This window comes from Nocardiopsis oceanisediminis (genome assembly GCF_048595525.1).
GTDB classification, from domain to species: Bacteria; Actinomycetota; Actinomycetes; order Streptosporangiales; family Streptosporangiaceae; genus Nocardiopsis_A; species Nocardiopsis_A oceanisediminis.
The window spans coordinates 4,482,681-4,505,340 of record NZ_JAFMZJ010000001.1; the positions used below are offsets into that span (position 1 = coordinate 4,482,681).

A 22,660-nucleotide genomic window follows, 5' to 3' on the forward strand; every position below is an offset into this window, starting at 1 on the left:
GAGTCCGCGGAGCCCGGGGACCGGGTTCAGGGGCGGGGTCGAGGCGGGCGCCTCGCCGGGCGGGCCGGGCGCGGCGCCGGGGCGCCGGTCCGCAGGCGGACGTCGGCGTCCCCGGCCCCGGGCGGGACCGGTCAGGCGCCGGCCTGCTCCGGTCCGCCCCCGCCGGGGGCCTCCGCCCCGGAGCGCTCCCGGATCGCGTTGATGATCGCCGAGAAGTCGCGGCCGCCGCCCTCCCCCTCGGCGAAGGCGGCGTACAGCCCCGCCGCGTGCGGGCCGAGCTCCGCGGCGGTCCCGGTGGCCTTCAGCGCCTCCACCGCCAGCCCCAGGTCCTTGGACATCAGGGCGGCGGCGAAGCCCGCGGCGTAGTCGCGGTTGGCCGGGCTCGCCGGGACCGGGCCGGGCACCGGGCAGTTGGTGGTGAGCGCCCAGCACTGGCCGGAGGCGGTGGAGGCCACGTCGAACAGCGCCTGGTGGCTCAGCCCGAGGCGCTCGCCGAGCACGAACGCCTCGCTCACCGCGATCATCGACACCCCGAGGATCATGTTGTTGCAGACCTTGGCGGCCTGGCCGGCCCCCGAGGCCCCGCAGTGCACCACCCGGGCGCCCATCGGCTCCAGCACCCGCTCCACCTCGGGCAGCAGCGCCTCGTCCGTGCCGACCATGAAGGTCAGCTTCCCGGCGGTGGCGCCCACCACCCCGCCGGAGACCGGCGCGTCGGCCGCGCGGTGCCCGGCCGCCACCGCCGCCTCGGCCGCGGCGCGGGCGTCGGCGACGTCGATGGTCGAGCAGTCGATGAACAGGGTGCCGGGCCGGGCCGCGGCCAGCACCCCGCCCTCGCCCCGGTAGCACTCCAGCACGTGCCGCCCGCCGGGCAGCATGGTGATCACCGTGCCGGCCCCGGCCACCGCCTCGGCGGCGCTGCCGGCGGGGCGCACCCCGCCCTCCTCGGCGCGGGCGAGCAGTTCGGGCACCAGGTCGAAGCCGGTGACCGCGTACCCGGCGGCGACGAGGTTGGCCGCCATCGGCCCGCCCATGTTGCCCAGCCCGATGAAGGCGACGTCCTTGGTGTCCTGCGCGGCCCCGGTCATCGGCGCCCTCCCGTCCCGGTCGGTTCGAAATCGAGGTCGCCGGCGTCGCCGAGCGGCTCGAAGTGGCGGAGCACGTCGGCCTCGGAGACCTCCGCCAGCTCCGGCGGGGACCAGCGCGGCGACCGGTCCTTGTCGACCACCTGGGCGCGGATGCCCTCGACCAGGTCGTGCGAGGAGAGCGCGGCGCAGGAGACCCGGTACTCCTGGACCAGCACCTCCTCCAGGGTGCCCAGGCGGCGGGCGCGGCGCAGCGAGGCCAGCGCCACCTTGACCGCGGTGGGCGACTTCGCGGTGATCGCGTCCGCGGCGGCCAGCGCCTCGGGGCGGCCGTCGGAGCGCAGCCGGTCCACGATCTCCTCCGCGGTGTCCGCGGCGTAGCAGGCGTCGATCCACTCCCGGTGGGCGTCCAGCTCCGCGGCGGGCACCGGCTCGGCGAAGGCCGCCAGCGCCTCCTCCGGGGTGCTGCGGGCCAGCTCCGCGGTGAAGCCGGCGAGCCGGCCGGCCGGCACGTAGTGGTCGGCCAGGCCGCAGCGGACCGCGTCGCCCGCGCCCACCGGGGACGCGGTCAGCGCCAGGTGGGTGCCGAGTTCGCCGGGGGCGCGGGAGAGCAGCCGGGTGCCGCCGACGTCGGGCACGAACCCGATGCCGGTCTCCGGCATGGCGATCTTGGACCGCTCGGTGACCACCCGGACGCCGGCGTGCGCGGACACCCCGACGCCGCCGCCCATCACGATGCCGTCCATCACCGCCACGTAGGGCTTGGGGTAGGCGGCGATGCGCGCGTTGAGCCGGTACTCGTCGCGCCAGAACTCCCGGGTGGCCGTGCCGCCGGCGCGCGCGTCGTCGTAGATGGAGCGGATGTCCCCGCCGGCGCACAGGCCGCGCTCGCCGGCGCCGGTGAGGACGACGGCCGCCACCGAGTCGTCCCGCTCCCAGCCGGCGAGGGCGGCGTCGAGGGCGCGGACCATGCCGTGGGTGAGGGCGTTGAGGGCGCGCGGCCGGTTCAGCACGGCGCGCGCCGCCCGCCCGTCCCGTTCGAGCAGCACGTCGGGCCCGTCGGCCCGTTCGGTCGGCGCGGACATCACGCGGCCCCGGTGAGGCCGCGGGCGACGATGAGGTTCATGATCTCGTTGGTCCCTTCCAGGATCCGGTGCACCCGGAGGTCGCGGACGATCTTCTCGATGCCGTACTCGCTCAGGTACCCGTAGCCGCCGTGCAGCTGCAGGGCCTGGTCGGCGACGGCGAACCCGGTCTCGGTGGCCTGCCGCTTGGCCATCGCGCAGAGCCGGGTGGCCTGGGGCGCCCCGGCGTCCAGCGCGGCGGCGGCCCGCCACAGCAGGGCGCGCGCGGCCTCCAGGTCGGTCTCCATCTCGGCCAGCCGGAAGCGCAGCGCCGGGGAGTCGATCAGCTTCGCGCCGAACGCCTCCCGGTCGGCGAGGTAGCCCACCGCCGCCTCCAGCGCGGCCTGGGCCCCGCCCAGCGAGCAGGCGCCGATGCCGAGCCGGCCGCCGTCCAGGCCGCTCATCGCGATGCGGAACCCCTGGCCCTCGGCGCCGAGCCGGCGCTCGGGGCCCAGCCGCACCCCGTCCAGCACGACCTGGCGGGTGGGCTGGGCGTTCCAGCCCATCTTCGACTCGTTGGGGCCGAAGGACAGGCCCGGGTCGCCGCGCTCGACGACGAAGGCGGTGACGCCGCCCGGACCGGGCCCGCCGGTGCGGGCCATCACCAGGTACAGGTCGGAGGCGCCGGCGCCGGAGATGAACTGCTTGACGCCGTCGAGACGGTAGCCGTCGCCGTCGGGCACGGCGCGGGCGGCCAGCGCGGCGGCGTCCGAGCCGGCCCCCGGCTCGGTGAGGCAGTAGCTGGCCGGGGTCTCCATCGCGCAGAGCCCGGGCAGCCAGCGGGCCCGCTGGTCGGCGTCGCCGTAGCGGTCGACCATCCAGGCGGCCATGTTGTGGATGGACAGGTAGCCGGCGATGGAGGGGCAGCCGGTGGCCAGCGCCTCGAACACCAGCACCCCGTCGGAGCGGGAGAGCTCCGACCCGCCGTGCTCCTCGGCGGCGTAGACCCCGCCCAGCCCCATCTCGGCGGCCTTGCGCAGCACGTCCAGCGGGAAGTGCTTGTCCCGGTCCCAGTCGGCGGCGTGCGGGGCGAGGTGCTCGCGGGCGAAGTCGCGGGCGGCGGCGGCGAGCGCGGCCTGCTCCTCGCCCAGGCCCTCGGCGAGCGCGGATCCGGTCATCACCGCACCACCGGGATGCTGAAGCTGGCGCCTTCCTTGGTCCCGGAGGGCCAGCGCGTGGTGACGGTCTTGGTGCGGGTGTAGAAGCGGATCGAGTCCGGGCCGTGCTGGTTGAGGTCGCCGAAGGCGGAGCGCTTCCACCCGCCGAAGGTGTGGTAGGCGACCGGGACCGGGATGGGCACGTTGACCCCGACCATGCCGGTGGTGACCCGGCGGGTGAAGTCGCGGGCGGTGTCGCCGTCGCGGGTGAAGATCGACACGCCGTTGCCGAACTCGTGCTCGTCGGGGAGGCGCAGCGCCTCCTCGTAGTCGGCGGCGCGCACCACCGACAGCACCGGGCCGAAGATCTCCTCCCGGTAGATGCGCATGTCCGGGGTGACCCGGTCGAAGAGGCAGGCGCCCAGGAAGAAGCCGTCCCCGTAGCCCTCCGGCTTGGCGCCGCGGCCGTCCACCACCAGTTCGGCGCCCTCCTGCACGCCCAGGTCGACGTAGCCGAGCACCCGCTCCAGGGCGTCCGCGCCGACCAGCGGCCCGAAGTCGGCCTCCGGGTCGTGCGAGGGGCCGACGCGCAGCCCGCCGATCCGCTCGACCAGCTTGGCGACGAGCGCGTCGGCGGTCTCCTCGCCGACCGGGACCGCCACCGAGACCGCCATGCAGCGCTCCCCGGCCGAGCCGTACCCGGCGCCGATCAGCGCGTCGACCGCCTGGTCGAGGTCGGCGTCGGGCATCACGATCAGGTGGTTCTTGGCCCCGCCGAAGCACTGGGCGCGCTTGCCGTTCGCGGCGGCGGTGGCGTAGACGTGCTGGGCCACCGGGGTGGAGCCGACGAAGCCGACGGCGGCCACCCGGGGGTCCTCCAGCAGGGTGTCGACGGCCTCCTTGCCGCCGTTGAGCACGTTGAGCACGCCCGGGGGCAGGCCGGCCTCGGCGAACAGCTCGGCGAGCCGCAGCGGCACCGAGGGGTCCCGCTCCGAGGGCTTGAGGATGAAGGAGTTCCCGCAGGCCAGTGCGGGGGCGGCCTGCCAGAGCGGGATCATCGCGGGGAAGTTGAACGGGGTGATGCCGGCGACCACGCCCAGCGGGCGGCGCAGCGAGTGCACGTCGATCCCGGTTCCGGCGGTGTCGCTGAACTCGCCCTTGACCAGGTGCGGCACGCCGGCGGCGAACTCCACCACCTCCAGGCCGCGCTGCAGGTCGCCGTGGGCGTCGGGGACGGTCTTGCCGTGCTCGGCGGAGAGCATGCGGGCGATGTCCTCCCGCTCGTCCTCGACCAGCTGCAGGAAGCGGAGCAGGACGCGGGCGCGGCGCTGCGGGCTCCACTCGCCCCATTCGCGCTGCGCCTCCTCGGCGTCGGCGATGACGGCCTCGGTCTCGGCGCGGTCCGCCAGCGGGACGCGGGCCTGGACCAGGCCGGTGTTGGGGTCGTGGACGTCGCCGAAGGCCCCCGATGCTCCGGGGACGCGCTTCCCGTGGACGAAGTGGCTGAGTTCATGCGCCATTGCACACACCTGCTCTCGGTCGTTCGGGTGCCGGGGCGGGCCTGCGGTGCGACGCAGGGCGGCCGCGGTCCGGCCGGGTGGACGGGAAGGCGGGCCGGGCGGTCCCGGGCGCTCAGCACGACCATATAGTTGGACGTCCAAATAAATCCAGTGTCCCGGCCCCGTTGTTTTTCCGCGCCGCCCCCGGCTGCCAGGATGAGCGCCGTGTCCGACTACGTACTGATCCACGGCGGCGGGTGCTCCCCCTGGCACTGGCACCTGCTCGAAGACGAGCTGCGCCGGCGCGGCCACCGCACCGCCGCAGTCGATCTTCCCTGCGAGGACGAGTCCGCCGGGCTCGGCGCCTACGCCGAGGCGATCGCCGGGGCCGCCGCCGGGTCCACCGACCCGGTGCTGGTGGCGCACTCCCTGGCCGGGCTCAGCGCCCCGCTCGCCTGCGCCCGGATCCCGGCCGGCCTGCTGGTGCTGCTGACCGCGATGGTCCCCGCGCCGGGCGAGCCGCCCGGCGAGTGGTGGGCGGCCACCGGCTACGAGGCCGCGGTGCGCGAGGCGGCCCTCGCCCGCGGCGAGGACCCCGAGCGGGCCGACCTCTTCTTCGCCGACCTGCCGCCCGGCCTGGCCCGCGAGGCCGAGGAGCACATGCGCGGGCAGGCCGGCGCCCCGTTCGGCGAGCCCTGGCCGCTGGACGCCTGGCCCGATGTCCGCACCGCGTTCCTGCTCTGCCGGGACGACCGGTTCTTCCCGGCCCCCTTCATCCGCCGGGTGGTCCGCGAGCGCCTCGGCATCACCCCGGTGGAGACCCCGGGCGGGCACTTCGCGATGCTCTCCCGCCCCCGGGAGCTCGCCGACCGGCTGGAGGCCCTCGCGGCCCCCGGGCGGCCGGCCGCCGACCCGCCACCGGGCGGCCGGGCCGCGGCGCCCCGGCCCGCCCCCGAACGATCGGAGTGACGATGGGAAACCCGCCCGCCGCGTACCGGGCCGGCGCCGGCGGCGCGCTCGACGCCGACCGCGCCTTCTACACCCGCCTGGCCGAGGAGGACGGCCGCGAGGCGGTGGAGTCCTTCACCGTGCCGATCCGCTCCGGCCGCGCCTGGGAGGTGCCCGCCGGGCACCTGTGCCGGATCAGCACCCCGGAGGGCCCGCAGGTCGGCGACCTGAACATCTGGAACCGGCACGACCCGCGCGAGCGGATGTGGGCCGCCCGCACCCGCCAGCTCCAGGCCGCCCACGTCACCACCTTCGACCGGCTCTGGTCGACGCTGCCGTTCCTGCGGCCGCTGGCCACCATCACCTCCGACACCCTGGCCGGGTACGGCACCGACGCCGAGGGCGGCAGGGTGCACGACCTGCTCGGCACCCGCTGCGACCCCTACGTCAACCGGATGCTCACCGGCGAGGACTTCGACTTCCACTGCCATTCCAACCTGGTCCGCGCGGTGCTGCCCTACGGGCTGACCGAGTTCGACGTGCACGACGTGCTCAACGTCTTCCAGTGCACCGGCCTCAACGACGAGGACCGCTACTTCATGAAGGCCAGCCCGGCCCGCCCCGGCGACCACATCGAGTTCTTCGCCGAGACCGACCTGCTGATGGCGCTCTCCACCTGCCCCGGCGGCGACCTCTCCGTCGACCTGTGGGGGCCCGACGCCCGCGACCCGCTGGAGGTCTGCCGGCCGCTGGCCGTCGAGGTCCTCCGCCCCGACCCGGCCCGCCTGGACGGCTGGGCGCCCCCGGCCCGCGCCGGCTACGCGGGCCTGCACGGCCTGCGCCGCCCGGAGTGGTCCGACCGGGACCCGGACCGCTAGTGCCCGACCCGCCGGTCCCGGCCGCCGCGCGGGCGGGCCGGCGGGGAAAGGGCGCCCACCGGGTCCCCATCCGATCGGCGCCCCGGGCCCCCTGGCGCTCCGAACCGGCGGCGGGCGCCGCCCCGGACCGGGCGCCCGCCGCCGGGTGCACGGCCAGAGCCGGGCCGGGGCCGGGATCGGAAGAGCGGACCACGGGGACGGCTCGGCCGGCCGACCGCAGGTGGCGGAGCCACCGTCTCCCGCCCCTCCCCGACGGCCCCCAGGGCCCGGAGGAAGGCCGCACGGACACCGGGGAACGCCGGTCCGACGGCGGCGCGGTTCTGCGGGCCGGCGGGACCGGTACCGGGCGCCCGCCGCCGGGGCGGGTCACTCCCACTCCCAGCCGATGCCGAGCACGCCGGGTCCCACGTCGTGCTCGGCGACGTGCACCGAGCGGCCCGCCCCCAGGACCAGCTCCTCCTCCGGGCCGGGGGCGCCGTCCGTGCCCTGCTGGGCGAAGCGGAAGCAGCGCACCGGCAGGGCCTCCTCGTCGAAGCGGACCGAGAGCACGTAGGTCTCGGCCGGATAGCGGAAGGCCCGCCGGTAGTCGAGGCTGACCGGGGAGTCGCCGATGGCGACCCCGTACTCCAGCAGGTGCGTCTCGCCCGCGCGCAGCCTGCGGTCGAAGAGCAGCTCGACGGCGACCACCGCGGTCTCCGGGTGCCGGCGCACCCGCCCCGGGCGGCAGTTCTCCACGGCCAGCGGCCGGATATCCGCCGCCAGGGCGCCCGGCTCGCCGCAGTAGACGGCCATGAACCGGTCGGCGCCGTCCTCGCGCGCGCGGACCACCGCCCGGCTGCGCACCTCGCGGATCGCCCGGTCCGCGCCGACCACCGCGGTGTCCTGCTGGCAGAAGGTCCGCAGCTTGGCGTCAGAGGGCCCGAGCACCGGCTCGACGGTCTGCGCGAGCGCCTCCGCCGGCTCCAGGATCCCCTCGTAGCCGCGCGGCTCCGCGCGGCGCCGCGCCCACCGGCCGCGGGGGCGGGGCGGGCCCAGCAGCGCCGCCAGCGAGCGGCGCGGCAGCCCCAGGATCTCCTCGATGGCCTGGAGGGCGCGGAGCGAGTCGGCGCGCTCCGGCCGGCTGCGCCCCTGCCGCCAGTAGCTCAGGCTGGTGACGCTGACCCGGACGCCGCGCCGCCCGATCCGCCGCTGCAGGCTCTCCAGGGTCAGCCCGCTGTCCTCGATGGCGGAGCGCAGCGCGGCGTGGAACGGGCCGGTGCGCAGCAGCTCGCGCGTCGCGGCACCGGGCGCCTCCGCCCGCCGGGAGGCTCCGTCCGCCGCGCTCCGGTGGGCCACGGTGACCTCCACGCCCGGTCGGTCGGTTCGCGGGTACTTCGAGTGGCTCTTCTCTTATCACGCCCCGTCGCCGGAAAACCACAGTTTTGCGGTACCCGATACCGCTCCGCCCGCACCGCGGCACGGGCCGCCCGGAGTACGCCCTGGTGGGCGGGGGCCTCCCTGGGCGGCGCCGGTCACCGCCCTTCACAGTTTCGGCCGCGCCCGCAACCGACGGCCGCCCGCGCGCCCCGCCCGCGTTGACGTGCCGCGCGGCGCGCGGTCCACTCGTCCCGACGCGCCCGGCAGGGCCCCGCCCCCGACCCCGGCGGCGCCCCGGCACCGCGCCCGGCGCTCCCCCGTGCCCCCCTACGACCCCCGCTGCGGAGGACGCATGCCATCCCCCATCCCCCGCCTCCCCCGGCCGGCCGCCGCGGCGGCCGCCGCGCTGCTCGCCGCCGGCCTGCTGGCCGCCGCGCCCGGCCCGGTGGCCGCCCAGGACGGCCCGCCCGGCCTGGACGAGGCGGTCCGCGCCGCGATGCTCGACGAGCGCGGACCCGCCGCCCGCGAGATGTTCGGGACCCGGTCCCTGAAGGAGCCGCTGGTCGAGCCGGTCGAAGAGGCCGGCGGCTGGGCCTTCGGCACCGCCACGATCCCCGCGCCCGGCGGCGCGCACGCCGCACCGGAGACCGCGCTGTTCGCCGCCCGCGCCGGCGGCGACGGCTGGCGGGTCGGCCTGCACGGCACCGATGCCTTCGCCGGGCTGGTCGCCGACGCGCCCGAGGAGGTCGTCGGCGCCGAGGAGAAGGCGCTGCTGGCGCAGAACCACGCCGCCGGGAAGGACGCCTCCGCGGCCGCCGACACCGGGCTCGGGCTGCCCTGGCGGCAGGGGGTGTCCTGGTGGATGGGCGGCGGCCCGCACGGCAACAGCGGGAGCAGCACGCCCTACAGCTCGGTCGACTTCAACGGCGGCGACGGCCAGGTGCTCGCCGCCGGCCCCGGCCGGGTCTACAAGAGCTGCGTCCGCGCCGGAAGCGCCCTGGTCACCGTGGTGCACCCGAACGGCTACAGCACCTCCTACTACCATATGACCGACCTGACCGGCCTGGCCGACGGCTCGGAGGTGCGCACCGGCACCTACCTGGGCCGGATCGGCAACGAGCTGCCCTGCGGCGGCAGCTCCAGCGGCGCGCACGTGCACCTGTCGCTGCTGCGCGGCGGCTCGCACACCGGCATCGACGGCATGGAGCTGGGCGGCTGGACCTTCCACGCGGCGGCCCGGCCCTACGAGGGCCACGCCACCCGCAACGGGCAGACCGTGGGCCGGGGCGGCCGGCTGGTCAACCACGGCCCGTCCGCACCGCAGGGCCCCACCGGGGTGGTCGACGGCGGATCGAACCCGCGGGTGAACCTGCGCTCCGGGCCGGGGCTGGACCACGAGGTGGTGGGCACCGCGGAGAACGGGACGGTGCTGGCCATCGAGTGCACCGCCCGCGGCGGCACGGTCGAGGGCAACTGGGGCCCCACCGACCTGTGGAACCGGGTCGAGGGCGGCGAGTGGATCAGCGACGGCTTCCTCTACACCGGCAGCGACGACCCGATCGCCCCCGCCTGCGGCTGAGCGGCGCGCGGCCGCACGCGCCGGCCCCGCCCCCCGGGGCGCACCGGGGGCGGGGCCGGCCTCCGCCCGGCCGGCCTGCTCGGGCCTCCGCCTCCCCTGGACGGGGACGGCACGACGGATTACTGTAATCCGCACCTGATCAAAAAATTGACCATGGAGGCCGCCGTGCACCCCTTCCGCAAGGCCGTGGAGGCCGACGACCACGACGCCGTCCACGCCCTGCTCGCCGAGGACGTGGTCTTCACCAGCCCGGTCGCGTTCGCGCCCTACGCCGGCCGGGAGCTCACCGCCGCGATCCTGCGCGCGGTCTCCCGCGTCTTCACCGACTTCCGCTACGTCAAGGAGATGTCCTCCCCCGACGGCCGGGACCACGCCCTGGTCTTCAAGGCCCGGGTCGGCGACCGCGAGATCCAGGGCTGCGACTTCCTGCACACCGACGACCGGGGGCTGATCGACGACTTCACGGTGATGGTCCGCCCGCTGTCGGCCGCCACCGCCCTGGCCGAAGCCATGGGGGACCGGTTCGACCAGATCAGGCGGGAGGCCGGCCTGGAGTGACCTCCTCCGCGGCGAGCGGCGCGGACCGGCCCCGGGCAGGACGCCGAACGGCCCCGGCGCGGATACCGCCCCTCCGCGCACCGGCCCCAGGCGCCGACCGGACCACCGGACGGCCGGCGCGCCGCCGCGGACGGCCCCGGCGACCCGGTCCGCCCCGGCCCCGGGGCCTGGCCGCGCTCCCGCCCGGAGAAGGGGCCCGGCGGCCGGCTACACGGCCGACCGGCCGCCGCCGGCGGCCGCCGGCGGCGGAGCCCGGCACGGGTCCCGCCTGCGGCGAGGGACTCCGTCCCGGGACGGCACCGGGCACAGGCGCACCAGTGCGGCCGCCACCGGTTCCACCCCGCCCTCCGCAGCCCTCCCCCGCACCCGGCCCGCCGGGCCGATGCGCCTACGGGCCGCCGCGCGACCCGCTCCCCGGCGCCCGCTCCGGGCCGGGCGGCCCGGCGAAGGCCTGCGCGATGGGCAGCCACGCCGAGGCGGCCGGGCCGGACGCGGAGAGCGACAGGTCGTCCGGGTGGCGGCGCCGGGTGACCAGCAGGCAGAAGTCCAGGGCCGGCCCGCTCACCCGGTCCTCGGCGCCCTCCGGCCCCCAGGACCAGGTGCCGCCGCCCGGCGCGGCCAGCTCCACCCGGACCGGCACGCCCGGAACCTCCCGGCCGCGCACCGCGAACGCGAACCCCATCGTGCGCACCCCCAGGTGGGCCACGTGCCGCAGGCGCCGCCCCGGGACGCGGACCGCACCGAGCGCATCGGCCACGTCCTGGCCGTGCGCCCACGTCTCCATCAGCCGGGCGGTCGCCATCGACGCCGGCTTCATCGGCGGCCCGAACCACGGCACCCGCTCGTCCGGCGGCGCGGTGCGCAGCGCCCCCCGGACCTCCTCCCGGCCCGCGCGCCACCGCCCCAGCAGCGACGCCGGCCGCTCGCCGGCGCCCTCGGCGGCCCCGCGCTCGACGGCCTCCCCCACCCCGTCCGCCGCCCCCGCCGACCGGCCCCGGAACCCGGCGGGGTCGCGCAGGGCCAGCAGCGACCACCGGTCCGTCCAGGCCAGGTGGGACAGCTGGTGGGCGATGGTCCACCCCTGGGCCGGGGTCGGGACCGCCAGGCCCTCGGCGTCCAGGCCCGCCACCAGCGCGTCCAGCTCGTCGCCCTCGGCCCGCAGGTCCGCGAGGATCCCGCCGAGATCGGCCATCCGGGTGCCCCCTTCGCCTCTCCCCGCTGTGTACCGGCCCCGCCGCCCCCAGGGCAAGGGCCCGCCCCCCGGGGTCACCTCTCGGCGCCGGCCTCCTCGGCGTGCATCCGGGCGACCGCGTCCCGCAGCGCGTCCAGGACCGGCCGGATCAGCGGGTGCCCCTCGGCGCCGCGCCGGGTCGCGGCGAAGACCTTCCGGGTCGCCCGGGCGTCGTCGACCCGGCGGACCGCGACCCCCGCCACGCCGGTGCCGCGCAGCGCCGACCGCGGCACCAGGGCCACGCCCGCCCCCGCCGCGGCCAGCGCGACCACCGCGTGGAAGTCGTCCGAGGCATGCTCGTGGCGCGGCGTGAACCCGACGTACTCGCAGGCCAGGACCGTCACGTCATGGCAGGGGTTGCCCGGGTGCGGACCGATCCACGGCTCGTCGGCCAGATCGGCCAGGCGCACCCGGGGCGAGCCGGCGAGAGGGTGGCCCAGCGGCAGCACCGCGTCGAACGGCTCGGCGTACAGCGGCACCCGGAACAGGCGCCGGTCGTCGGCGGCCGGCGCCCCCCGGTACTCCACCGCCACCGCCAGGTCGGCCTTGCCGTCCAGGACCATCGGCAGGCTCTCGTCGCCCTCCGCGTCGCGGACCCGGACCCGGATGTCCGGGGCGGTGCGCGCCAGCTCCGCGATGGCCGGGGCCAGCACCTGGGTGATGCCGGTGGCGAAGGAGGCGACGGTCAGCCACCCCGCGTCGCCGGAGGCGTAGGCCGCCAGCTCGGCGTCGGCCCGCTCCAGCTGGGCCAGGACCTCGTTGGCGTGCACCAGCAGGATCTCGCCGGCGGGGGTGAGCCGGACGCCCCGCCCGTTGCGCTCCAGCAGCCGGTGGCCGGTCTCGGTCTCCAGCGCGGCCAGCTGCTGGGAGACCGCGGAGGGGCTGAGGTACAGCGCGGCGGCCGCGGCGGTCACCGTGCGGTGGTCCGCCACGGCCCGCAGCACCCGCAGCCGCCGCGCGTCGATCACCTGGTCATCCTGCCAGAGCGGCGCCGTCCAGGGCCTCGCGCGCGGCGACGAAGGCGTCCACCGCCTTGTCCACGTCGGCGGCGGAGTGCGCGGCGGAGAGCTGCACCCGGATCCGGGCCCGGCCGTGCGGGACGACCGGGTAGGAGAACCCGATCGCGTACACGCCCTGCTCCAGCAGGAGCTCGGCCATCCGCCCCGCCCGGGCCGCGTCGCCGATCATGACCGGGGTGATCGGGTGGTCTCCGGGCAGGATGTCGAACCCGGCCCCGGCCATCCGGGACCGGAACAGCGCGGTGTTGTCGGCGAGGCGGCGGCGCAGCTCCGCGCCGAGCCCGCCCTCGCCGGAACCGATCAGGTCCAGGACCTTGAGCGAGGCGGCGGCGATGACCGGCGCCAGGGAGTTGGAGAACAGGTAGGGCCGGGAGCGCTGGCGCAGCAGCGCGGCGATCTCGGCGCGGGCGGCGACGTAGCCGCCGGACGCCCCGCCCAGCGCCTTGCCCAGGGTGCCGGTCACCACGTCGACGCGGTCGATGACGCCGTGCAGCTCGGGGGTGCCGCGGCCGCCGGGGCCGACGAAGCCCACCGCGTGCGAGTCGTCCACCATCACCATGGCGCCGTGGGCCTCGGCCAGGTCGCAGATCTCGCGCAGCGGGGCGACGTGGCCGTCCATGGAGAACACGCCGTCGGTGACGATCAGCCGGCGGCGGGCGTCCGCGGACTCCTTGAGCCGGGCCTCCAGCTCGGCCATGTCCCGGTTGGCGTAGCGGTACCGGCGCGCCTTGGACAGCCGGATCCCGTCGATGATGCTGGCGTGGTTGAGCGCGTCGGAGATGACCGCGTCCTGCTCGCCCAGGAGCGTCTCGAAGACGCCGCCGTTGGCGTCGAAGCAGGACGAGTACAGGACGGTGTCCTCGGCGCCGAGGAACGCGGAGAGCCGGTCCTCCAGCTCCTTGTGCACCTCCTGGGTGCCGCAGATGAACCGGACCGAGGCCATCCCGTAGCCCCACCGGTCCAGCGCGCCCTTGGCGGCCGCGACGACCTCGGGGTGGTCGGCCAGGCCGAGGTAGTTGTTGGCGCAGAAGTTCAGCACCTCACCGGGGCGGCCGCCCCCGGTGACGGTCACGGCGGCGCTCTGCGGGGTGCCGATCACCCGCTCGGGCTTGTGCAGCCCGGCGGCGGCGATCTCGTCCAGCGTGGCGCGCAGGTCGTCGCGGACGGAGTCGAACATGGCGGTGGCCTCCCAGGTAGGCGTGCGAAGAGCGGTCAGGCGGTCCAGTCGAGGATGACCTTGCCGCAGCGTCCCCCTGCGGCGTCGTCGAAGGCCGCGTCGAAGTCCCGGTAGGGGTAGCGGCCGGTGATCACCGGGGCGAGGTCCAGGCCGCGCTCCAGCAGCACCGACATCGCGTACCAGGTCTCGAACATCTCCCGGCCGTAGATCCCCTTGAGGGTGATCATCGAGGTGACGACGCGGGCGAAGTCCACCTCGAAGTCCCCGGCGGGCAGGCCGAGCATCGCGATCCGGCCGCCGTGGGTCATGTTGGCGATCATCTCCCGCAGCGCCTCGGGGCGGCCGGACATCTCCAGGCCGACGTCGAAGCCCTCGCGCAGCCCGAGCCGGCGCTGCCCCTGCCCGACGGTGTCCTCGGCGACGTTGATCGCGAGGTCGGCGCCGACGCCGCGGGCCAGCTCCAACCGGTACTCGCTGACGTCGGTGACGACGACGTTGCGCGCGCCGGCGTGCCGGGCCACCGCGGCGGCCATGATCCCGATCGGCCCGGCGCCGGTGATCAGCACGTCCTCCCCGACCAGCGGGAAGGAGAGCGCGGTGTGCACGGCGTTGCCGAACGGGTCGAAGATCGCCGCGATGTCGGGGTCGACCGGGGAGCGGTGCACCCAGACGTTGGAGGCGGGCAGCGCCACGTACTCGGCGAAGGCGCCGTCCCGGCCCACGCCGAGGCCGACCGTGCTGCGGCACAGGTGGCGCCGGCCGGCCTGGCAGTTGCGGCACTTCCCGCACACCAGGTGGCCCTCGCCGCTGACCAGGTCGCCCACCGCGATGTCGGCGACGCCCGGAGCGGTCTCCACGACCTCCCCGGCGAACTCGTGGCCGAGGACCAGCGGGGCGCGCACGGCCTGCCGCGCCCACGCGTCGTAGTCCCGGATGTGCAGGTCGGTGCCGCAGATGCCGGTGCGCAGCACCCGGATGAGCACCTCGCCGGGGCCGATGGACGGCTCGGGCACGTCCATCAGCCGCAGACCGGGCTCTGCCTTGTCCTTGACGATCGCCTTCACAGCTGTGTCCTGACGGTGCGACGGGCGGTGGACGCCGGCCGCGGGCCGGGCGCGCGAACGGCGCCCGCGGGCGGACCGGGCCCGGTGTGCGGCAGCGGCGGCCGCACCGGGCACCGACCAATCTGCACCGCCGCGGGCGCGCCGGTCCATCGCGGTTTTCTTCAGCGCGCCCACAGCTTGGCTTCACGGTCCGCCGCGGCGGGCATGGTTCCGGCCCCGGCGGGGCATTCCTCTACCGACACAACCGCGGTGCCCCAGGCAGTGAGGAGAGACGTGTCGATTCTGCAGCCCGCCATGAAGCGGATCCGGCTCGACGTTCCGGACGCCCCCGAGTTCAGCGAGGTCCGCGACCTGGACGGCTCCTTCGCCGAGGTCGCCGACCCCAGGGACCGCTACCGCTACAAGCGCGGCGGCCGCACGGTGGTGTTCGAAGCCACCGGCGAGTCGCTCACCGAGGAGGGTGCGCAGGTCGCGGTGTTCACCGCGGTGCGCGTCACCAGCTGATGCGCGGCCCCGGCCCGCACCGGGGTCCACCGGTGCGGGCCGGGGAGCGCCACCCGGGTCAGCGGTCCTCGATGCCCCACAGGACCGACTCGGTGGAGTTGCCGAAGACCGCGCCGAAGACCGCCTGCTCCGGCGGGGAGCCCGCGTCGGCGGGCCCGAAGGACGCGGCGGTGGAAGCGTCCAGGCCGCCCCCGGCCGCGCGGACCGACCACACCGCGCCGCTGTAGCCGTTCTCACCGGGGGCGGAGGCCGCGAGGCCGGCGAGGCCGTCGCCGTCCGCGTCGAGCAGCCGCACGGCCGCCCCGAACAGGTCGCCCGCCTCCGCGACACCGGGGACCCCCGCGGTGGCCTGGTTGAACGCCTGCGCACCGGCGCCGGTCAGGCCGGACTCCGAGCCGTAGAGCACGACGGCGGCGCCGGCCTTCGCCTCACCGCCGATCGCCTCGCCGGGGACCCCGGCGGCCAGGTCGTCGCGGCCGTCGCCGTCGACGTCCCCGGCGGCCAGCGCGGCACCGAACAGGTCGCCCTTCTCGTGCGCCCCGGGGACGCCCGGAGTCGCCTGGGTGAACTCGGCGGTGCGGGTGCCGGGGCCCTCGGGGGTCCCGTAGACCACGCGGACGACGCCCGCGTCGGTCCACGGCCCCTCGACGACGCCGCCCGGCGCCTCGCGGTAGGCGAGGTCGCCGCGGCCGTCGCCGTCGAAGTCGCCGATCACCGCGCTCAGCGCCTCGGGGACCTCGGCCTCCTCGCGGGTGAGGCCGTCCGCGCCGCCGGCGAGGAACAGGCCCGGCCGGGCCCCCTCCTCCATCGACCGGATGGCGACCAGGTCGTCCGCGCCGTCACCGGTCACGTCCCCGGCCGCGAGGGCGAAGACGTCCCAGTCGCTGCCGCCCAGGTCCACCTTCCGGGCCCCGGCGGGCTCGCCGTCCCGGGTGAACGGGCCCAGCAGCAGCGAGCTCTCCGCGCCCCGCATGTACTCGGTGAAGACGAGGTCGGAGGCGCCGTCCCCGTCGAAGTCGCCGCCGGCCAGGTGGTGGGCCCGGCCCAGCAGGACCGCTCCGTCGCCGCTCAGGCCGGCGCCCTCCGCGCCCCACAGCGCCGTGACCGTGTCCGCCCCGCCCGTCTGCACGGCCAGGTCGGTGACGCCGTCGCCGTCCAGGTCCCGGGCGGCGATGTGGGAGCCGAACCGCCGGCCGGGCTCGGGGTCGCCCGGCACCCCGGGGGTGCTCTGGTCGATCACCGTCGCGCCGGCCGGGTCCAGGCCCTCGGCCGACCCGTAGACGACCGTCACGTAGCCCGTGTCGCCGCCGCCCTCGGGGGCCCCGACCGCGAGGTCGCCGTACCCGTCCCCGTTGAAGTCCTCGCGGACCTCCGCCCGCTCACCGGGCGCGGCGGGCGACGGCGCGCTCAGCGCCCACGCCGGCCCCGCCGCGGAGACCCCCGCGAGGATCCCCGCACCGAGCACTCCGGCCCCGGCCGCGGCAGCGGCCTTCCGTCCTTTATGCAATTCTTCTCCGACCATAGGGGGTTTCGTGGTCCCCGGAGCGGCCCACCGGACGGCGGACCGGCCCCGCACAGACCGTTAGGACGCCCCCCGCCCCCGCCCGGTTCACCGCCCGGAGCCGCGAGCGCACACTCCGAAGCATCCCCCCAGGTGAGAACGGCCGACCGGAACACCGCGCCCTACCCCGGACCATCGGTCGGGGGCACGCCGCACAGGCGGCCTCCGGCAGCGGCGGAGACGCGAGAGGCCCCGCGCCCCCGTCCCCTGTTCCAGCGCCGGGCCGCCGCCCCACTTCCCCGTTGATCTTGGCGTTGCGGGGAGGTCCGCTGCCGAGAACTCCGGGCGGCCGCCGGGCAGAGCGGCCGGCGCCCCTCCCGTGCGGCTCAGTCCTCCAGGAACGCCTCGAAGGCCAGGGCCAGCTCCAGTTCCAGGCGGCCGCGGCCGACCAGCCCGCGGCCGGAGAGGCGCTCGGCGGTCCGCAGCCGGGTGCGCAGCGTGTTGCGGTGCACGTCCAGGGCGCGGGCCGCCGACTCCACCCCGCCGTGCTCGAAATAGGCGCGCAGCGACGGCACCAGCTCGGTGCCGTTGCGCGCGTCGTGCTCGCGCAGCCGCCCCAGGACCGAGGCGACGAACTCGTCCGCCTCGCCGCCCAGCGAGCGGCCGATCCGGGCCAGCGGGTCGGCGTCCTCGACGTGCCGGTACCCGGGGCCCGCCGCGGCCTCCCTGCGCGCCCGGCGCACCGCCGCGCGCAACCCCTCCGGGCCGCGCGCCGAGCAGCCGCCGCACGCCGGCGGCGCCCCCTCCGCCCCGCCCAGGGCGCGCAGCAGGGCGCCCCCGGCCCGGCGCCGCCCGCGCGCCGGGAACACCACCGCCAGCGCGTCGCCGACCGGCGCGGCCGCCACCGCCTCCGCCGCCCCGGCGTCGCCCAGCACCTCGGGAAGCACATCGGCCACCGCGTCCATCAGCGCCTCCGGGCGGGAGGCGGGCAGCACCGCGACCTCCAGCGGCGGCGCGGGCAGCGGCGGCACCGGGACCCGGTCGCCGCGGAGCAGCGCGGCCAAGGCGCGCGACCGCTCCCGCAGCCGCACCCGGCGGGCCTGGGCCGCCGCGTGCAGCTCGGCGGCGAGCAGGGTCGCGGCGTGGTTGGCCAGCATGCGGGCGTGCACCGGGACCGGCCCCGGGCAGCGCAGCGCGAGCCGGAACGCCCCGGGCGCGGCCAGGTCCTGCACCAGCACCGTGGCGCCCCCGCCCTCCGGCCGCTCCCCGCCGTCCCGGACCCGGGCGGCGGTCTCCGCCCCGCTCAACCGCCCGAGCGGCGCACCGGGGCCGGCCGCGCCCCCGCCCGGATCCGGTACGGCAGGCCCCGCACCGGGACGGGCGGCCGCCTCGTCCTCCGCTCCCCCGGGCCGGGCGGTGGAGGGGCCCGGGCCGGCGGCCTCCGCCGCACCGGGGCCGGCCGACCGGTCGGCCCCACCGGTCGCGCCCATCGCCGGACGGGCACCCGCGCCCCTTTCCCCGGCGCCCGCACCGCCGGAGGCGGGCCGCCCTTCTCCCGGAAGGCCCCCATCCGGACCGGAGCCGCCCCCTGGAGCCGCACCGGACCCGGCGGCCGCCTCCTCCCCGCCCCGGGCCAGAGCGGCGCAGGGGCCCGGAGCAGCGGTGTCCGGCGCGTCCACCGCGCCGGGGTCCGGGACGAGGCGTTCCCGCTCCGGAGCCGCACCGCTCCCGGCGGCCCCTTCCTCCCCCGGCGACCCGGGGCCTCCGCCGCCGGGCCGTGCGGCCGCGTCCGCACCGGGGCGGGCGACCGGGCCCTCCGCCCTCTGCGCCTGTACGCCCCTCCTGCCCGGGGCGGGCTCCGGACCGCCGTCCACCCCACCGGGCGCGGCGGGCTCCCGCTCCCCGGCCGGGCCGGCGCCGCTGCGGCCGCGCGCCTCCCGGGGCCCGGAGGCGGAACGCCGCGCGCCCCCTCCCCCCGCGGAGCCCCCGGGGCCGTCGGGAGCCGGCCGCGGAGAGGCGGCTCCGCCGTCGGGAGCCGGCGGGAGAGGGGCGGCGCCGGCCGGCGGGGCCGCCGCCTCCGGCGGGGAGCCCGGCCGCACCGGCTCTCCGCCCGAAGGCGGTCCGAGGGCCGCCTCCCCCGGGACGGCCCCCGCTCCCTCGAAGAGCGCGGGCGCCCCGGGCCGGACGGGGGCGGCCGGGCCGGGGGCGTCCTCATCGGGGAGGATGACCACGCCGCGCGGGCGGCGGTCGGCCGGGGACGGGCCCAGGCGGGTGTGCCAGGGGCGGGCCGCACCGGAGGCCTCGCGGACCACCCCCCACCCGTCCGCCAGCGCCGCCTCGCCCCCGGTGGCCCCGGCCAGCTCGCGCAGGACCGCCGCCGCACCGCCGGACAGCGCCGCCCGCGCCATCGCGTCCTGGGCCGCCAGCACCCGGTGCTGGGCCGCCAGCCGGGCCCGGGCGTGCAGGTCCGCCACGGCCTCCACCACCGCCACGAACGGGGTCCGCCCCTCCACCACCAGCAGCGGCAGCCCCACCGCGTCGGCCTCGGCCGCCACCTCCGCCGGAACCTCCCGCAGCCAGGTCCCCGGAGCGAAGCCCAGGCCCACGCAGCCGGCCCCGCGCAGCCGGCGCACGTACCCGCGCCGCTCCTCCGCCGACTCCGGCAGCCCCAGCCCGACCGTCAGCACCAGCTCACCGCCGCGCAGCCACTCCACCGGGTCGGCCAGCTCGATCACGTGCGCCCAGCGCACCTCGCCGCCCAGCCCGGAGCGGCCCGCCACCACCCGCACCTGCAGGCCCGGAGACCGGACGACGTCCTCCACCGTGATGGGCATCGCGCACCCCGCCCTCGGCCGCCACCGCGCGGCCGCTGTGCACCGCGCACAGCGATCACGGAACCGACGGTGCGATCCGACCTTCATTGTGCGGCCGAACCGTGTCTACTGTCACACCGATCCCCCGGCGAACCGCAGGCGGCCGCCCACCACCAGGCGGTTCGTCCGGCCCATGTTTGGAGCGACCGTGACACAGCCAGCCACCGGAACCGGCCCGCACCCCGCGCGCGCCGCGACCGCCAGCTTCATCGGCACCACCATCGAGTGGTTCGACTTCTACATCTACGCCACCGCATCGGCGCTGGTCTTCGCCCACATCTTCTTCCCCGTCGGCACCGACCCGATGATCGGGCTGATGGCCTCCTTCGCCACCTTCTCCGTCGGGTTCTTCGCCCGGCCGCTCGGCGGCATCGTCTTCGGCCACTTCGGCGACCGGGTCGGCCGCAAGTCCGCGCTGGTCACCACCCTGGTCATGATGGGCCTGGCCACCTTCTGCGTCGGCCTGCTGCCCACCTACGAGCAGGCCGGCCTCCTCGCGCCGCTGCTGCTGGTCGCGCTCCGCTTCATCCAGGGCATCGCCGTCGGCGGCGAATGGGGCGGCGCGGTGCTGATGGCCGTCGAGCACGCCCCCGAGGGCCGCAAGACCTTCTTCGGCTCCTTCGCCCAGCTCGGCAACCCCGCCGGGGCGCTGCTGGCCAGCGGCTCCTTCACCCTCATCTCCGCGATCGGCGGGGACGCCCTGCACACCTGGGCCTGGCGCCTGCCGTTCCTCGCCTCCATCGTCCTGGTCGCCGTCGGCCTGCTGATCCGGCTCAAGATCGAGGAGTCCCCGGTCTTCGCCGCCGCGCACACCGAGAAGCCGGCCGGAACCCCGGAGGAGGCGCCGCTGCGCGAGGCGCTCCGCACCGCCTGGCGCCCCATGCTGCTCGGCCTGGGCATCCTGCCCGTCGCGGTCGGCGGCTACTACATCGTCACCACGTTCCTCCAGGCCTACGCCACCACCGAGGCCGGCGTCGCCGAGCAGACCATCCTGAGCGCGCTCACCTTCGCCGCCTTCATCGAACTCCTCGCCACCCCCGCCGTGTCCTGGCTGGGCGACCGGTACGGCGCGGCCCGCGTGATCACCGCCGGACTGCTCGCCGTCGCACTGCTCGCCGTCCCCCAGTTCCTCGCCATGGGCTGGGGCACCGCGGCCGTCTTCCTCTCCCTGGGCGCGATGCGCCTGGTCCTCGCCGCCACCTACGGCCCCATCGCGCACGTGCTGGCGCAGATGTTCCCGCCCCGGGTCCGCTACACCGGCGTGTCCATCTCCTACCAGGTGGCGGGCGCCCTCTTCGGCGGCCTCGCCCCGCTCGCCTGCACCGCGCTGCTCGCCGCGACCGGCAGCGTCTACCCGGTCGCCGGCCTGCTCATCGCGATGGCCCTGACCAGCATCGCCTGCCTGCGCAAGGCCCCGGCCCACCGCGACGGGGCCGGCGTCCCCGCCGCCGCCTGACCCCGACCGCACCACCCGACCGCGCGGGCCCCGGCCCGCACCCGAGCCACCAGGAGGCCCCTCCCATGTCCGCCCTGCTCATCCGGAACGCCAAGGTCCTCACCATGGACGACGCCCGGCCCCGCGCCGAGGCGGTGGCGCTCGCCCACGGCCGGGTGGCCGCCGTCGGCGGCGAGGCGGAGGCGGCCGCCGCCGCGGGCCCCGGCGCCCAGGTGATCGACGCCGGCGGGCGCACCGTGCTCCCCGGCTTCATCGACCCGCACAACCACCTGCTGTCCACCGCGGAATCGCTGGCCGCCGTGGACGCCGGCTACCCCGCGGTGGGCAGCGTCGCCGACCTGGTCGCCGCCATCGCCGAAGAGGCCCTGCGCACCCCGGCCGGCCAGTGGATCCGCGCCTTCGGCATGGACGACGCCAAGTACCCCGAAGGGCGCCCCACCCGGCGGCTGCTGGACGAGGCCACCACCGAGCACCCGGTGATCATCTACCACGTATCCGGCCACCAGGCCGTCGTCAACACCGAGGCGCTGCGGCTGGCCGGGATCTCCGAGGACGCCGCCGACCCGGCCGGCGGCGCGCTCCTGCGCGACGAGGGCGGCCGGCTCACCGGCATGGTGCTCGACTCCGCCATGGAACTGCTCCTGCCGCTCGCCGTCGACGTCGGCTGCCACGGCCCCAACTTCCACACCGACCTCCCCGCCGACCAGCTGCTCGGCTGGCTGGAGGCGGCCCGCACCCCCTACCTCGCCGCCGGCCTGACCACCGTGTGCGACCCCCAGGTCTCCCGGCGCGAGCTCCGCGTCTACCGCGCCGCGCACGCCGCCGGCATGCTCCCGCTGCGCACCGTCGGCATGCCCCTCTCCCACCAGCTCGACGAGCTCACCGCGATCGGCCTGGCCGGCCCGTTCGGCGACGACCGGCTGCGCCTGGGCGCGATGAAGTTCTACTGCGACGGCACCCTGCTCGGCGGCACCGCCTCCTTCTCCACCCCCTACGGCGAGCGGGGCCAGTTCCCCGGCAGCCTGTACTGGGCCCCGGAGAAGCTGGCCGCCCTGGTCGCCCGCGCCGCCGGCGAGGGCTGGCAGGTCGCGATCCACACCCAGGGCGACGCCGCGATGGAGCACACCCTGGCCGCCATCGCCGCCGCCGCGAAGGCGGGCGGGCCCGACCCCCGGCCGCGCATCGAGCACTGCGGCCACCCCACCCCCGAGCAGGTCAAGCGGTTCACCGACTACGGGGTCATCCCGGTCAACCAGCCCAACTTCCTGCACGACAGCGGCGGCGACTTCCTGCGCCGGCTGGGCCCGCGGGCGCACCGCCTGCAGCCGATGCGCGAAGAGCTGGACCTGGGGCTGCGCCCCGCGCTGTCCAGCGACTCCTTCGTGTCCAGCCTGCGCCCGATGGACACCATCGCCAACGCGGTCCGCCGCCGCACCCGCGAAGGCGAGGAGATCGGCGCCGACCAGGCCGTCACCCTGTACGAGGCGCTGCGCGCGCACACCCTGGACGCCGCGCACGCCCTGGGCATGGAGGACAGGATCGGGTCCCTGGCCCCCGGCCGCCTCGCCGACGCGGTCGTCCTCGACCAGGACGTCGAGGCCCTCCCGCACGACCGCCTCGCCGAGGTCTCCGCCCTGGTCACCGTCTTGGACGGGCGGATCGCCCACGACGCCCGCGGCTGACCGGCCGGCGCGGCGCACCGGCCTCCGGG

18 protein-coding genes are annotated in these 22,660 nt (G+C 77.2%); 7 read left to right on the forward strand and 11 right to left on the reverse strand.

Features of this window, described 5'->3' with window-relative positions; all coding sequences use genetic code 11:
- Window positions 1–131: 131 nt before the first annotated feature.
- The 4 genes from mmsB to J0910_RS19980 are packed head-to-tail and all read right to left on the reverse strand — an operon-like array spanning window position 132 to window position 4,826.
- Window positions 132–1,088 carry a 3-hydroxyisobutyrate dehydrogenase gene (gene mmsB / locus J0910_RS19965; protein WP_420160066.1) on the reverse strand — a complete coding sequence of 319 codons (957 nt, stop codon included), beginning with the start codon at window positions 1,086–1,088 and terminating at the stop codon, window positions 132–134.
- On the reverse strand, window positions 1,085–2,170 hold the full coding sequence (locus tag J0910_RS19970; protein ID WP_420160067.1) for an enoyl-CoA hydratase/isomerase family protein: 1,086 nt from the start codon (window positions 2,168–2,170) through the stop codon (window positions 1,085–1,087). Before J0910_RS19970 ends, mmsB begins: the two co-directional genes overlap by 4 nt.
- Complete coding sequence (locus J0910_RS19975; RefSeq protein WP_420160068.1) at window positions 2,170–3,327, reverse strand: acyl-CoA dehydrogenase family protein; 1,158 nt, start codon at window positions 3,325–3,327, stop codon at window positions 2,170–2,172. The genes J0910_RS19970 and J0910_RS19975 overlap by 1 nt, the downstream gene beginning before the upstream one ends.
- Entirely contained in the window at window positions 3,327–4,826 is a 1,500-nt protein-coding gene (locus tag J0910_RS19980) for a CoA-acylating methylmalonate-semialdehyde dehydrogenase (RefSeq protein WP_420160069.1), read from the reverse strand. Before J0910_RS19980 ends, J0910_RS19975 begins: the two co-directional genes overlap by 1 nt.
- A gap of 204 nt (window positions 4,827–5,030) precedes the next feature.
- Between J0910_RS19980 and J0910_RS19985 the strand changes: the two genes are divergently transcribed.
- Window positions 5,031–5,774 (forward strand): alpha/beta hydrolase, encoded by a 744-nt coding sequence (locus J0910_RS19985; RefSeq protein ID WP_420160070.1) that lies wholly within the window; start codon window positions 5,031–5,033, stop codon window positions 5,772–5,774.
- Window positions 5,775–5,776: 2 nt separating this feature from the next.
- Window positions 5,777–6,631: an urea carboxylase-associated family protein gene (locus J0910_RS19990; RefSeq protein ID WP_420160071.1), complete on the forward strand. Its 855-nt coding sequence runs from the start codon at window positions 5,777–5,779 to the stop codon at window positions 6,629–6,631.
- A gap of 366 nt (window positions 6,632–6,997) precedes the next feature.
- Here J0910_RS19990 and J0910_RS19995 read toward each other — a convergent pair whose 3' ends face one another.
- The gene (locus J0910_RS19995) at window positions 6,998–7,966 is read right to left on the reverse strand and encodes a hypothetical protein (protein ID WP_420160072.1); all 969 of its coding nucleotides are present in this window, start codon (window positions 7,964–7,966) and stop codon (window positions 6,998–7,000) included.
- A 373-nt stretch (window positions 7,967–8,339) separates the two neighbouring features.
- On the opposite strand from J0910_RS19995, the gene J0910_RS20000 reads away from it, so the two are divergent.
- A complete protein-coding gene (locus J0910_RS20000; protein ID WP_420160073.1) occupies window positions 8,340–9,566 on the forward strand; it encodes a peptidoglycan DD-metalloendopeptidase family protein in 1,227 nt (408 codons plus the stop codon).
- A 153-nt stretch (window positions 9,567–9,719) separates the two neighbouring features.
- Window positions 9,720–10,124: a nuclear transport factor 2 family protein gene (locus J0910_RS20005; RefSeq protein WP_420160074.1), complete on the forward strand. Its 405-nt coding sequence runs from the start codon at window positions 9,720–9,722 to the stop codon at window positions 10,122–10,124.
- A gap of 388 nt (window positions 10,125–10,512) precedes the next feature.
- Here J0910_RS20005 and J0910_RS20010 read toward each other — a convergent pair whose 3' ends face one another.
- The 4 genes from J0910_RS20010 to tdh form a co-directional block, all read right to left on the reverse strand.
- Window positions 10,513–11,316 carry a TIGR03084 family metal-binding protein gene (locus J0910_RS20010; RefSeq protein WP_420160075.1) on the reverse strand — a complete coding sequence of 268 codons (804 nt, stop codon included), beginning with the start codon at window positions 11,314–11,316 and terminating at the stop codon, window positions 10,513–10,515.
- Window positions 11,317–11,390: 74 nt separating this feature from the next.
- On the reverse strand, window positions 11,391–12,323 hold the full coding sequence (locus J0910_RS20015) for a LysR family transcriptional regulator (RefSeq protein WP_420160076.1): 933 nt from the start codon (window positions 12,321–12,323) through the stop codon (window positions 11,391–11,393).
- Window positions 12,324–12,327: 4 nt separating this feature from the next.
- Window positions 12,328–13,551, reverse strand: coding sequence for a glycine C-acetyltransferase (locus J0910_RS20020; protein WP_420160077.1), 1,224 nt, complete (start codon window positions 13,549–13,551; stop codon window positions 12,328–12,330).
- Window positions 13,552–13,586: 35 nt separating this feature from the next.
- Window positions 13,587–14,615, reverse strand: a complete 1,029-nt coding sequence (gene tdh, locus J0910_RS20025) for an L-threonine 3-dehydrogenase (RefSeq protein WP_420160078.1) — start codon at window positions 14,613–14,615, stop codon at window positions 13,587–13,589.
- Between the two features lie 273 nt (window positions 14,616–14,888).
- Between tdh and J0910_RS20030 the strand changes: the two genes are divergently transcribed.
- On the forward strand, window positions 14,889–15,119 hold the full coding sequence (locus J0910_RS20030) for a hypothetical protein (RefSeq protein ID WP_420160079.1): 231 nt from the start codon (window positions 14,889–14,891) through the stop codon (window positions 15,117–15,119).
- Window positions 15,120–15,177: 58 nt separating this feature from the next.
- Here J0910_RS20030 and J0910_RS20035 read toward each other — a convergent pair whose 3' ends face one another.
- Both J0910_RS20035 and J0910_RS20040 read right to left on the reverse strand, forming a co-directional pair.
- Window positions 15,178–16,626 (reverse strand): hypothetical protein, encoded by a 1,449-nt coding sequence (locus J0910_RS20035; RefSeq protein ID WP_420160080.1) that lies wholly within the window; start codon window positions 16,624–16,626, stop codon window positions 15,178–15,180.
- A gap of 380 nt (window positions 16,627–17,006) precedes the next feature.
- A complete protein-coding gene (locus J0910_RS20040; protein WP_420160081.1) occupies window positions 17,007–19,454 on the reverse strand; it encodes a PucR family transcriptional regulator in 2,448 nt (815 codons plus the stop codon).
- Between the two features lie 187 nt (window positions 19,455–19,641).
- Between J0910_RS20040 and J0910_RS20045 the strand changes: the two genes are divergently transcribed.
- Window positions 19,642–20,949: an MFS transporter gene (locus J0910_RS20045; protein WP_420160082.1), complete on the forward strand. Its 1,308-nt coding sequence runs from the start codon at window positions 19,642–19,644 to the stop codon at window positions 20,947–20,949.
- Between the two features lie 65 nt (window positions 20,950–21,014).
- Window positions 21,015–22,631, forward strand: a complete 1,617-nt coding sequence (locus J0910_RS20050; RefSeq protein WP_420160083.1) for an amidohydrolase — start codon at window positions 21,015–21,017, stop codon at window positions 22,629–22,631.
- The last annotated feature ends 29 nt before the right edge of the window (window positions 22,632–22,660 follow it).